The sequence below is a fragment of the Aliivibrio fischeri genome, from assembly GCF_009727955.1.
GTDB lineage: Bacteria > Pseudomonadota > Gammaproteobacteria > Enterobacterales > Vibrionaceae > Aliivibrio > Aliivibrio fischeri_A.
Map to the genome: position 1 here is coordinate 37,134 of NZ_WOBR01000004.1, position 11,695 is coordinate 48,828.

The window sequence follows — 11,695 nt, forward strand, 5'->3', positions numbered from 1 at the left end:
GTATGTAAATTGCTTCATATACTTCGGGTCGTAAAATTAAGTCAAGAAGTTGACTGGGTCGGAGAATAGAAATGAAAATCGGTGGTTTACAGGACGAGATGCAAGCAATGATGCTTGATGCGTCAAATACAACGCGTCAAGTAACAGGAAAAGAAGTCGGTGCGGACTTCAGTGCAATGTTTGCGAAAGCCGTCAATAACGTAAATGGATTACAAAAGGCATCAAGTGATTTAGCCGTGCGTTTTGACAGAGGTGATGAAGGGGTTTCATTATCAGACGTTATGATTGCACGAAATAAATCAAGCGTTGCATTTGATGCCACAATTCAAGTGCGCAATAAGCTAGTTGATGCTTATAAAGCACTGATGAATATGCCAGTCTAATTTCTAGGAATTAAAGCGTGTCGGAAGAGAACAAAAACACGAACTTAGCCGTATCGGATGATATGCCAACAGGCGGTGCTATGGCACTGGATAGCTCTGTTGATGTACAAAATCCAGATGTTGATGAGCAAAGTTCTTCAAAATTAGATTCAGCTTTAGGTAATCTTGACTTATTGCGTCAGGTTATCCTCGTATTATCTGTTTCTATTTGTGTGGCGTTAATTGTCATGCTTTTCTTTTGGGTTCAAGAACCAGAGATGCGTCCACTTGGGGTTTATGAAACAGATGAACTTATCCAAGTGCTTGATCATCTTGATGCTCAAAAAGCAGAATACAAACTAGATGGTAATACCATTTTAGTTCCTGCCTCTGAATTCAGTAAAATGAATCTAGATCTGTCTCGTGCAGGCTTAAATAAAGCCGTAGGTGAGGGAGATGATATCTTATTACAAGATATGGGCTTTGGGGTTTCACAGCGTTTAGAACAAGAGCGTTTAAAACTAAGTCGTGAGCGCCAATTAGCAAGTACATTTGAGCAAATGAGACCAATTCGTAAAGCTCAAGTATTACTCGCAATGCCAAAACAAAGTGTATTTGTTCGTCATAATCAAGAAGCATCGGCAACGGTATTCTTGACCATGCGAATGGGTGCAATGCTAAAACAAGAAGAAGTAGATTCAATTGTTGATATGGTTGCAAGTGCGGTTCCAGGAATGAAACCAACACGCGTTACCGTAACGGATCAGCATGGTCGCCTTTTAAGCTCTGGTACGCAAGATCCGATGGCAATGGCTCATCGAAAAGAGCAAGAGCTAGAGCGTAAACAAGAGCAATCTTTACGAGATAAAATTGACGCAATCCTTATTCCTATTTTGGGTTTAGGTAACTATACCGCTCAAGTGGATGTGTCTATGGATTTCAGTGCTATTGAGCAAACTCGTAAGCAATTTGATCCGCAAACTCCATCTACTCGAAGTGAATACACGTTAGAAGATTATAACAACGGTAATGTGATTGCAGGCGTTCCAGGTGCGCTAAGTAACCAACCGCCAGTTGATTCCGCTATCCCTCAAGATATCGCAGAATTAAAAGATGGTTCGGTATTAGGCCAAGGTTCAGTTCATAAAGAAGCAACACGAAACTTTGAACTTGATACAACAATCAGTCATGAGCGCAAGCAGACGGGTACCGTTGCACGTCAAACCGTATCGGTTGCGATTAAAGAACGTCAAAGCGTTAATCCTGAAACAGGTGAAGTAACATATACACCAATTTCAGCAGCAGAATTAGATAAGATCCGTCAAATTATTATTGGTAGTGTTGGTCTAAATGAACAGCGTGGTGATTTACTGAATGTACTGAGCGTGAAGTTTGCTATTGAAGAGCAACCAATTGCGATTGATGTACCAATTTGGGAAAACCCTAACTTTAATGATTGGGTTAAGTGGCTTGCTGGTGCCTTGGTTATTATCGCTGTTATTCTTGTTCTTGTTCGTCCAGCAATGAATAAATTACTGTTCCCTAACCAAGCTGAAGATGAAGCATTGGCAAATGCAGAGCGTAATGCTGAAGGTGAGATGGGCTTAATTGGCAGTGATTTAGATGGAGATGGATTCGAGTTTGGCTCGGGCATCGATCTTCCTAATTTGCATAAAGACGAAGATTTATTGAAAGCGGTTCGTGCACTGGTTGCAAATGAACCGGAATTAGCAGCACAAGTAGTTCGAAACTGGGTATCTGAAAATGGCTAATGAAATTGTAGAAGCAGGAAATAAAGAAGAAGAAACACCAGAATTTGATCTTTCTTCATTATCAGGCTCAGAGCGTGCAGCGATTTTATTGCTAAGTTTAAGTGAAGAAGATGCGGCAAGTATTATTCGTCACTTAGAACCAAAGCAAGTTCAAAAAGTAGGTGCAGCAATGGCAACCGTATCTGACTTAAATCAGATCAAAGTGTCAGCGATTCACCGTGCGTTCTTAGAAGATATTCAGAAATACACCAGCATTGGTATGGGCAGCGAAGACTTTATGCGTAACGCATTAGTTGCTGCTCTTGGTGAAGATAAAGCGAATAACCTAGTAGATCAAATTCTACTAGGTAGCGGTTCTAAAGGCTTGGATTCATTGAAATGGATGGATCCTCGTCAAGTGGCAAGCATCATTATGAATGAGCACCCGCAGATCCAAACCATCGTATTATCTTACTTAGATCCAGACCAATCAGCGGAGATTTTATCTCAATTCCCTGAACGTGTTCGTCTTGATCTAATGATGCGTATTGCGCACCTTGAAGAAGTTCAACCATCAGCTCTAGCTGAATTGAACGAAATCATGGAGAAACAATTCGCAGGTCAATCTGGTGCTCAAGCTGCGAAAATTGGCGGCCTGAAAGCAGCGGCAGAAATCATGAACTACCTAGATAACAGCATTGAAGGTATGTTGATGGATCAAATCCGTGACCAAGATGAAGAGACCGCAACTCAGATTCAAGATCTTATGTTTGTATTTGAAAACCTTATCGATGTTCAAGATCAAGGCATTCAAATGCTATTGCGTGATGTTCCACAAGAAGTTCTGCAGAAAGCACTTAAAGGTGCAGATGATGCACTTAAAGAGAAAATGTTTAAGTGTATGTCGAAACGTGCAGCGGAACTTATGCGTGATGATCTTGAAGCTATGGGTCCAGTCCGTGTTGCAGACGTTGAAGCCGCTCAGAAAGAAATTCTGGCAGTGGCACGTCGAATGGCAGATTCTGGCGATCTAATGCTTTCTGGCGGTGCGGATGAATTCGTATAATACGTTTTCATTTCATTGAGTTATAATTAAACGGCTATTTCATAATACGATTGAAATAGCCGTTATTCTTTCTAATCTTCTTCTTCTTTGTACGGGTTATCATCATGAGTATCAGCAAAAAACGTGGCTTTATTCGCATTACCGATGAGAGTGAACTACAAAAAACGAATATTTGGGAATCCCCAGATTACTCTGATCCAAATAAACCTGCTCGTGAAACCGCTTTTAATTACGATCCTAGTTGGACTCCATCGCTTCCAAAAGAAGAAGAACCGGAAGAATTTGTTTTAACAGAAGAAATCATTGAACAAATTAAGCAAGGTGCTTACAACGAAGGCTTAATGGAAGGCCAAGAGTTTGGCTACAAAGAAGGTTTAGAAAAAGGTCAAGCAGAAGGGTTTGAAGCTGGGAAACCTGAAGGTTATCAAGTTGGTTATGATGAAGGAATTGCGGCAGGCCAAGCTGAAATTCAAGAACGTATCCAGCAATTAATTGCCATGGCAGACAAATTTGCAGAGCCATTAGCATTGCTTGATTCTCAAGTCGAAAAACAGCTGATAGATATGGTGTTAGCACTGACTAAAGAAGTGGTTCATGTAGAAGTAAAAACAAACCCTCAAGTTATTTTAGATACGGTTCGAGAGTCTGTAGAAACACTGCCTGTTACTGAGCGTGAAATTAAAATTGCGTTAAATCCAGAAGATCACCAACGAGTTATTGAAGCGTATGGTGAAGAAGCGTTAACTCAAAAGCAGTGGACATTAACCGCAGAGCCGTCGATGAACTTAGGTGATATAAATATTCAAGCCTCTGATTCAAAAGTAAGTTATTTGCTAGAAGAGCGAATTAAGAGCGTACTAAACAAGTTCTGTGGTGTGAATCGTCATCAAGGAAATCAGTAATGTTGTCATTATCTGAACGTTTATCTCAATATAAAACCACAGGCTTAACCACTCGCGCTATTGCCTCAGGTAAATTAGTGCGTGTTGTTGGTCTAACGCTTGAAGCAACAGGTTGTCGAGCACCTATTGGTAGTTCCTGTTTGGTTGAAACCGTAAATGGTGAGATCGAAGCCGAGGTTGTTGGCTTTTCAGGTGAAAACTTATTTTTAATGCCAAGCGAACAAGTTTCAGGTGTTTTACCTGGCGCTAAAGTTACTCCAATCGCCGATGGTAGTGGTATTCCTGTTGGTATGGAACTGCTTGGGCGTGTGGTGGATGGGGTCGGTAACCCTATTGATGGTCTTGGTGAACTCTATACTGAGCATACCGCATCATTTACTTCTGAGCCAATTAACCCATTATCCAGAAAGCCGATTTCAGAACCACTTGATGTTGGTTTAAAAGCAATTAATGGTTTACTTACTGTCGGTAAAGGTCAACGTTTAGGATTATTTGCAGGTTCGGGTGTTGGTAAATCGGTAACACTAGGCATGATGACTCGAGGTACAACTGCGCAAGTGGTAGTTGTAGGTCTAATTGGTGAGCGTGGACGCGAAGTAAAAGAATTCATCGAAGAAATTTTAGGCCCTGAAGGTCGTCAGCGCTCGGTTGTAGTCGCTGCTCCTGCCGATGCATCTGCATTGATGCGACTAAAAGGGTGCCAAACCGCATTAACCATTGCTGAGTATTTTCGTGATCAAGGCTTAGATGTTTTACTGTTAATGGATTCATTAACTCGTTTTGCTCAAGCACAACGTGAAATTGCCTTATCCGTTGGTGAACCACCAGCAACCAAAGGTTATCCGCCTTCTGTATTTGCAAAATTACCGGCATTGGTTGAACGAGCGGGTAATGGTAATGAAAACCAAGGTTCTATTACGGCATTCTTTACTGTATTAACGGAAGGGGATGATTTACAAGACCCAATCGCCGATGCTTCACGTGCGATTTTGGATGGACACATTGTATTGTCTCGTGAAATGGCTGATGCAGGTCATTATCCAGCGATTGATGTTGAGAAATCTGTCAGCCGTGTTATGCCACAAATTACCGACGAAGAACATATGCTTATGTCTAAAGCGGTGAGACAAGTGTTGTCTACTTGCCGTAAAAACCAAGACTTGGTATCGATAGGTGCGTATAAGCCGGGTACTGATCCTGCTATTGACCAAGCATTCACGTTAAAACCAAGATTAGACGAATATCTACAACAGCGTATGAAAGAAAGTGTTCCATACGATATGTGTAAAAACATGCTTAAAATGTTGCTTAGTGGCTAAGGCATAGTAAATGACAAGTACTTTTGATTTCTTATTAGAGCAAGCCCAAGAAAGAGAAAACCAAGCGGTGATGGCATTGAATAAAGCCAAAGCTGAATTGGAAGACTTTTATGAGCAAGTAAAGCAGATTGAAAAATACCGTCTTGATTATTGTAATCAACTATTGCAGCGTGGTCAGCAAGGGTTAACTGCAAGCCAATATGGTCATTTAAATAAATTTTTGGTTCAGTTAGATGAAACATTAACCAAGCAAAAAAGTGCAGAATCCCATTTCACATCACAAGTGGATAATTGCCAAACTTATTGGCAAGAGACTCGTAAGCAGCGACGATCTTATGAGTGGATGATGGACAAGAAAAAAGCAGAGCGACAAAAAATGTTGGATAAGCAAGAGCAAAAAATGATGGATGAGTTCTCAACCCTTCAATTTGCTCGCCGAAGTAAAACTGAATAATCATATTGAGTGATTGATTCAAGGTTTTTTAATTCATCAGTATTTTCCCTTCATAATCTTTCAAATTACCCCTCGCTGAGGTTAAGTGATAAAAGTGGCTTAATATTTGCTTTAAAATAAGCAAAGCAGAGCCACTATCGCGCTCGTCAAAAAATCCACACTCAATGTAGAGAACATACTATGAGCAGTCATGACTTATCATTAAACGGTATTAATAAAACCGCGCCTGTAAAGCCAGATACTAAAACGGCTGCTGTAGATAAACCAGAATCTGAAGGCTTTATTGAAGAGCTAAAAGAGGTAATGGGATTAAAGGAAAAAGACGACGCCAAAAAAACAACGGTTGATGAGAAAGGCGATGTTGAAAAAGGCGAAGCGAGCGAAAAATCGAAAGAGTCTGAATCTGTTGAAGCGAAAGAAGAAACAACAGAGGACAAAGTAAGCCAAGGTTCTGAATTATTATCTCGTCTTGATCAAGCTAATAGCACATTAGTTGATAAAAAAGACGAAGCGAAAAAAGCCTCAGATGAAGAAGAATCATCTGACGAAGCCGAATCCTCAGATTCAAGTGATGCTGAAATGTTGCTTACTCAAGCAAGTATTGCCGCTGAAGGTGAGAAAAACAGCAGCAAAACCGTAGCTGAAAAAACAGATCCATTAAAAGAAATTCAATGGGGAAGTACTGCTAAATCGTCAACTCAAGTAGAGGGCGAAACGCAAAGCAAAGGTGAAGCCGCTGGTAATAAAGAATCAACGAAAGAATTATTAACTTCTACTGCACTTATTGGTAAGGCAGAAGCTGAAGCTGGAAAGTTAGCAGAGGCGAAAAAAGCAAAAATGGATATCTCAGCACTTGGTATGACTCAAGTTGCTAATGGTGAAGCGGTTAATTTAACTGAATCTAAAACCACAGATACCTTTGCACAGCAACTAGCACATGCGTCAGGTACGACAGCAACTCAACAAGCGGCAGCCGTTCAAGCGCAACGAGCAGACCCAATGAATGTGCCTTTAAATATTCGTCAAGAAATGGTGAGTGATGAAGTCGCTGAGCGCATCAATATGATGATGGCGAAAAACCTCAAGCATGTTGATATTCGTTTAGATCCACCTGAAATGGGGCGTATGCACATTCGTCTGAATATGGGTGCAGATAGCGCAGGTGTGCAGTTTACTGTTTCAAACCAACACGCAAGAGATGCGATTGAACAAACATTGCCGCGTTTACGTGAAATGTTTGCTCAACAAGGGATCCAATTGGCCGATACATCAGTACAACAACAAAGTTCGGGTGATTCTTCACAATATGCTTACCAAAAAGAAGAGCATAGCAACCATGGTTCGGGTTTTAGTGAAGAGTCTTCAGAAGAGCACGAAATCAGTGTTCAAGTATCATCAAAACCGAATGATGGCATCAGTTTTTACGCGTAAACACAATAATATAAATTAGCGACATTAGAATAAAAATTAATAGTTATTTAAAGAGGAATGAGAATGGCTGAACAAGGTGATGTGCCTAAAGGTAAGAAGAAACTAATGATCATTATTGCATTAGTTGCTTTATTACTGATTGGTGGAGGCGTTGCTGCTTGGTTCTTTATGTCAAGCGAGCCAGCACCAGAACCAACAGAGCAAGATATTGCCGCTTTGGAAGCGAATATGCCTGCACTGTATTTAAATTTGCCTCAGCCATTTATCTTTAATGTGACCGGCGATAAACGTGACCGCTTAGTTCAATTAAAAGTACAGGTCATGATGCGTGGTGCTGATAATGAAGCCGTTGCTAAACAGCATACACCACTTATTGAGAGTGCTTTATTATCGACATTTGCTGCTGCAACCGTTGAACAACTAAGAGAGCCTCGTGGCCGAATTGAGCTACGTGAGCAAGCGACACGTGATATCCAAGATGCCTTTACTAAAATTACAGCTAAGCCTGTAGTTGAAAAAGTATTATTTACCGACTTTGTAATGCAATAGGTTTAATGTGACAGATCTACTATCCCAAGACGAAATTGATGCTCTACTCCACGGTGTAGATGATGTAGAAGATGATGTTGTCGGTAATGATGACAATGTAGGCTCAATGAAGAGCTTTGATTTCTCATCACAAGACCGAATCGTTCGTGGTCGAATGCCAACACTGGAATTGATTAACGAACGTTTTGCACGCCATATGCGTATTAGCTTATTTAATATGTTAAGAAAAACTGCTGAAGTATCGATTAACGGTGTTTCAATGGTGAAATTTGGTGAGTATCAAAATACGTTATACGTACCAACCAGTTTAAACATGGTGCGCTTCCGCCCACTTAAAGGCACAGCCTTAGTAACAATGGAAGCTCGACTCGTCTTTATTTTGGTAGAGAACTTCTTTGGTGGTGACGGTCGTTTCCACGCTAAGATCGAAGGTCGTGAATTTACCCCAACTGAACGTCGTATTATTCAATTGTTGCTAAAAGTGATTTTTGAAGATTACAAAGAAGCTTGGTCGCCAGTAATGGGCGTTGAGTTTGAATACCTTGATTCAGAAGTAAACCCAACGATGGCAAACATCGTGAGCCCGACAGAGGTTATCGTTGTTAGCTCATTCCATATTGAAGTGGACGGTGGCGGTGGTGATTTCCACGTTGTTTTCCCATATTCAATGGTTGAACCTATTCGTGAATTGCTTGATGCCGGTGTGCAAAGTGACAAGATGGACACTGATGTTCGTTGGAGCAAAGCACTACGCGATGAAATCATGGATGTTCCGGTAGAGATGAAAGTTAACCTATTAGAGAGCCAAATTTCATTGCGCGATCTAATGGAGCTAGAAGCTGGCGATATCATTCCAGTGGAAATGCCAGAAGCAGCAACCGTATTTGTAGAAGACCTACCAACTTACCGCGGTAAAGTCGGTCAATCTAACGATAAATTAGCAATACAGATTACTGAGAAGATCAAGCGCCCAGATATGGTGAAAACGGACTTAGCCTTCCTAGGCAAAGACGTATTGTTTGATTTAGATGATGAAGAATAAGAAACAGAGAAGGTAGTGGATCATGGATTCAAATGAACAACAAATGGCTGACGAATGGGCAGCAGCATTAAGTGAAAGTGCAGAAGCTCAAGCAGTAACCGCACCTTTAGAAGATCTAGAAGAAAAAGCACCAGAGTTCAACGAAGATGAACGTCGCAAGCTTGATACGATTCTAGATATTCCTGTAACGATTTCTATGGAAGTAGGTCGTTCACACATTAGCATTCGTAACTTACTGCAACTAAACCAAGGTTCTGTTGTTGAACTTGACCGAATTGCTGGTGAGTCTTTAGATGTAATGGTTAATGGCACACTTATCGCTCACGGTGAAGTGGTTGTCGTGAATGACAAGTTTGGTATTCGTTTAACAGACGTTATTAGCCAAACTGAACGCATCAAAAAACTTCGTTAATTGAACACGAATAGGGATTGGGTATGAAAAAGCTATGGTTATTGGCATTAGTGCCTTTTCCTCTATTTGCAGCTGAAAAGGCTAATGTTGATTTAGCGGCAACATTAGGTTCGCTGATTTTTGTTATTGCATTAATCCTCTTTTTTGCATGGTTATTAAAGAGAATGCGATTTCCTGGCGTAACAGGAACATCAGGCAGTGCGATGAGCATTGTTAAGCAACTGCCTGTTGGAACAAAAGAGCGAATCGCGGTCGTTCAAGTTGGAGAGGAGCAATTCTTAATCGGGATCACCTCTCAAAATATCAATATGCTAAGTAAGCTAGATAAGCCGTTAGAGGTAAATGAAAATACCATGACGCCTTTCTCTTCTCAACTTAGCCAACTGATGAAAAAAAATGCTAAAAACTAATTTTATTGCCGCCGTCTTGGCGGCATTTTCACTCTTCTGTATGGCATCTCCTGCTTGGGCAGTAGATGATCTCGCTTCCTCTATTCCTCAAACTGCTGCTAGTGCTGAAGGCATGACAGTTACTGCGATGGAAAAAGAGGCAGGAGCAGCAAAAACCATAGCAAAAGGCAGCAGTTCTGGTAGTGGTATTCCAGCATTTACCATGACAACCAATGCCAATGGCGGTGAAGATTACTCTGTAAACTTACAGATTTTAGGTTTAATGACCATGCTTGGCTTCTTGCCTGCAATGGTTATTTTAATGACCTCTTTTACCCGTATTGTCGTTGTGATGTCGATTTTGCGTCAGGCCATGGGTTTACAACAAACACCGTCAAACCAAGTCATTATTGGTATTGCGATGTTTTTAACGTTTTTCATCATGGCTCCGGTGTTTGATAAAGTAAATAACACGGCGATTCAGCCTTATATCAATGAAGAAATTACGGCTCGTGAAGCGTTTGATGTAGCGCAAGTTCCGATGAAAGAGTTCATGTTGGCTCAAACACGAGTAAAAGATTTAGAAACCTTTGTAAATATGTCAGGCGTTGAAGCCCAAAACCCAGAAGATGTACCAATTACCGTGGTTATTCCTGCGTTTATTACTTCAGAGTTAAAGACCGCTTTCCAAATCGGTTTCATGCTTTTCTTGCCGTTCTTGATCATTGACTTGGTGGTGGCATCGGTATTAATGGCAATGGGTATGATGATGCTTTCTCCAATGATCGTATCATTACCGTTTAAGTTAATGTTGTTTGTATTAGTGGATGGTTGGAATTTGATCCTGTCCACCCTCGCAGGCAGTTTTGCAACTTAAGGAGCAATCATGACCCCTGAAATGGCGATAGATTTATTCCGTGGTGCGCTTTACATGGTGCTTATCATGGTATGTGCCATCATTATTCCAAGCTTGTTAATTGGTTTAGTTGTTGCGGTATTCCAAGCGGCAACCTCGATCAACGAACAAACATTAAGTTTCTTACCGCGTCTTATTGTTACTTTGCTTGCTTTGATGCTGTTTGGGCATTGGATGACGCGTATGTTAATGGAATACTTTTATGAACTTATCGCTCGAATGCCAACGGTACTCTATTGACGTGTGCAGCTGAATTGATGCACATGAGCTAATGTTATGGAATATCCAACTCAAATAGTTTTAGATTTTATAGCTACGTATTTCTGGCCTTATACACGTATTTCAGCCATGTTAATGGTGATGTCGGTATTTGGGGCTCGTTTTGTGTCGCCTCGAATTCGACTCTATCTTGGTTTGAGCATTACTTTTGCTGTTATGCCTGCTATTCCTGCCATGCCACCTGAAATCCAATTGGTCTCTTTTCAAGGTTTTATGACCACAGCAGAGCAGATCATTATTGGTGTAGCCATGGGTATGGTTACTGTATTTGTTACTCAAACCTTTGTTCTTTTAGGGCAAATTTTGGGTATGCAATCGAGCTTGGGTTTTGCCTCTATGGTTGACCCCGCTAATGGTCAGAACACGCCACTCCTTGGTCAATTATTTATGTTTTTATCGATTCTGTTTTTTTTAGGAACTGATGGACATTTAAAAATGATTAACTTTGTGGTGATGAGTTTTACAACGTTACCTGTTGGGGTAGGCAAGCTCACCAGTGTAGATTATCAATCCATGGCAAGTTGGCTTGGTATTATGATGAAAGCTGGGTTAAGTATGTCGCTATCAGGCATTATTGCCTTACTGACGGTTAACCTTTCTTTTGGTGTAATGACGCGTGCTGCACCGCAATTAAACATCTTCTCGTTAGGTTTTGCTTTTGCTTTATTAGTTGGCCTATTACTGACTTCTTATATTATTTTGGGCTTGTTTAATCACTATGATCTGCATTGGCTGCGAGCTGAAGAGCAGATATGTAGCATGATCCGATTAGATTGTTGATTATGAAACTTTTATTAATTAACACGACCGTGGAGGTCATTAC

The 11,695-nt window shown here is 40.8% G+C and carries 14 protein-coding genes; all 14 read left to right on the top strand.

What is annotated here, in order from left to right:
* Window positions 1-71 precede the first annotated feature (71 nt).
* The 14 genes from fliE to fliR all read left to right on the top strand — a co-directional run bounded on the left by fliE (window position 72) and on the right by fliR (window position 11,652).
* Window positions 72-383, top strand: a complete 312-nt coding sequence (gene fliE, locus GNP81_RS03645; RefSeq protein WP_005420363.1) for a flagellar hook-basal body complex protein FliE — start codon at window positions 72-74, stop codon at window positions 381-383.
* Window positions 384-400: 17 nt separating this feature from the next.
* Window positions 401-2,134, top strand: a complete 1,734-nt coding sequence (fliF, locus tag GNP81_RS03650; protein WP_336495433.1) for a flagellar basal-body MS-ring/collar protein FliF — start codon at window positions 401-403, stop codon at window positions 2,132-2,134.
* Window positions 2,127-3,179, top strand: coding sequence for a flagellar motor switch protein FliG (gene fliG / locus GNP81_RS03655; protein WP_005420359.1), 1,053 nt, complete (start codon window positions 2,127-2,129; stop codon window positions 3,177-3,179). The genes fliF and fliG overlap by 8 nt, the downstream gene beginning before the upstream one ends.
* Window positions 3,180-3,283: 104 nt before the next feature.
* Window positions 3,284-4,081, top strand: a complete 798-nt coding sequence (gene fliH, locus GNP81_RS03660) for a flagellar assembly protein FliH (RefSeq protein WP_017020039.1) — start codon at window positions 3,284-3,286, stop codon at window positions 4,079-4,081.
* Window positions 4,081-5,400: a flagellar protein export ATPase FliI gene (gene fliI / locus GNP81_RS03665; protein WP_155673577.1), complete on the top strand. Its 1,320-nt coding sequence runs from the start codon at window positions 4,081-4,083 to the stop codon at window positions 5,398-5,400. Before fliH ends, fliI begins: the two co-directional genes overlap by 1 nt.
* Before the next feature lie 10 nt (window positions 5,401-5,410).
* Window positions 5,411-5,854, top strand: coding sequence for a flagellar export protein FliJ (gene fliJ / locus GNP81_RS03670; RefSeq protein ID WP_005420354.1), 444 nt, complete (start codon window positions 5,411-5,413; stop codon window positions 5,852-5,854).
* 180 nt (window positions 5,855-6,034) lie between these two features.
* Window positions 6,035-7,285: a flagellar hook-length control protein FliK gene (locus tag GNP81_RS03675; RefSeq protein ID WP_155673578.1), complete on the top strand. Its 1,251-nt coding sequence runs from the start codon at window positions 6,035-6,037 to the stop codon at window positions 7,283-7,285.
* 63 nt (window positions 7,286-7,348) lie between these two features.
* Entirely contained in the window at window positions 7,349-7,834 is a 486-nt protein-coding gene (gene fliL, locus GNP81_RS03680; protein ID WP_005420348.1) for a flagellar basal body-associated protein FliL, read from the top strand.
* 7 nt (window positions 7,835-7,841) lie between these two features.
* The gene (gene fliM, locus GNP81_RS03685) at window positions 7,842-8,876 is read left to right on the top strand and encodes a flagellar motor switch protein FliM (protein ID WP_005420346.1); all 1,035 of its coding nucleotides are present in this window, start codon (window positions 7,842-7,844) and stop codon (window positions 8,874-8,876) included.
* Window positions 8,877-8,898: 22 nt separating this feature from the next.
* Window positions 8,899-9,288: a flagellar motor switch protein FliN gene (fliN, locus tag GNP81_RS03690; RefSeq protein ID WP_005420344.1), complete on the top strand. Its 390-nt coding sequence runs from the start codon at window positions 8,899-8,901 to the stop codon at window positions 9,286-9,288.
* A 23-nt stretch (window positions 9,289-9,311) separates the two neighbouring features.
* On the top strand, window positions 9,312-9,698 hold the full coding sequence (gene fliO / locus GNP81_RS03695) for a flagellar biosynthetic protein FliO (protein ID WP_005420341.1): 387 nt from the start codon (window positions 9,312-9,314) through the stop codon (window positions 9,696-9,698).
* Window positions 9,685-10,554, top strand: a complete 870-nt coding sequence (gene fliP, locus GNP81_RS03700; protein ID WP_155670659.1) for a flagellar type III secretion system pore protein FliP — start codon at window positions 9,685-9,687, stop codon at window positions 10,552-10,554. The genes fliO and fliP overlap by 14 nt, the downstream gene beginning before the upstream one ends.
* Window positions 10,555-10,563: 9 nt before the next feature.
* Window positions 10,564-10,833, top strand: coding sequence for a flagellar biosynthesis protein FliQ (gene fliQ / locus GNP81_RS03705; RefSeq protein ID WP_005420339.1), 270 nt, complete (start codon window positions 10,564-10,566; stop codon window positions 10,831-10,833).
* A 36-nt stretch (window positions 10,834-10,869) separates the two neighbouring features.
* A complete protein-coding gene (fliR, locus tag GNP81_RS03710; RefSeq protein WP_005420338.1) occupies window positions 10,870-11,652 on the top strand; it encodes a flagellar biosynthetic protein FliR in 783 nt (260 codons plus the stop codon).
* The last annotated feature ends 43 nt before the right edge of the window (window positions 11,653-11,695 follow it).

What these genes read in the sequence shown, in the direction of transcription:
- fliE (WP_005420363.1), top strand. Translation starts at nt 72, where the DNA reads ATGAAAATCGGTGGTTTACAGGACGAGATGCAAGCAATGATGCTTGAT.
- fliG (WP_005420359.1), top strand. Translation starts at nt 2,127, where the DNA reads ATGGCTAATGAAATTGTAGAAGCAGGAAATAAAGAAGAAGAAACACCA.
- fliH (WP_017020039.1), top strand. Translation starts at nt 3,284, where the DNA reads ATGAGTATCAGCAAAAAACGTGGCTTTATTCGCATTACCGATGAGAGT.
- fliI (WP_155673577.1), top strand. Translation starts at nt 4,081, where the DNA reads ATGTTGTCATTATCTGAACGTTTATCTCAATATAAAACCACAGGCTTA.
- fliJ (WP_005420354.1), top strand. Translation starts at nt 5,411, where the DNA reads ATGACAAGTACTTTTGATTTCTTATTAGAGCAAGCCCAAGAAAGAGAA.
- GNP81_RS03675 (WP_155673578.1), top strand. Translation starts at nt 6,035, where the DNA reads ATGAGCAGTCATGACTTATCATTAAACGGTATTAATAAAACCGCGCCT.
- fliL (WP_005420348.1), top strand. Translation starts at nt 7,349, where the DNA reads ATGGCTGAACAAGGTGATGTGCCTAAAGGTAAGAAGAAACTAATGATC.
- fliN (WP_005420344.1), top strand. Translation starts at nt 8,899, where the DNA reads ATGGATTCAAATGAACAACAAATGGCTGACGAATGGGCAGCAGCATTA.
- fliO (WP_005420341.1), top strand. Translation starts at nt 9,312, where the DNA reads ATGAAAAAGCTATGGTTATTGGCATTAGTGCCTTTTCCTCTATTTGCA.
- fliP (WP_155670659.1), top strand. Translation starts at nt 9,685, where the DNA reads ATGCTAAAAACTAATTTTATTGCCGCCGTCTTGGCGGCATTTTCACTC.
- fliQ (WP_005420339.1), top strand. Translation starts at nt 10,564, where the DNA reads ATGACCCCTGAAATGGCGATAGATTTATTCCGTGGTGCGCTTTACATG.
- fliR (WP_005420338.1), top strand. Translation starts at nt 10,870, where the DNA reads ATGGAATATCCAACTCAAATAGTTTTAGATTTTATAGCTACGTATTTC.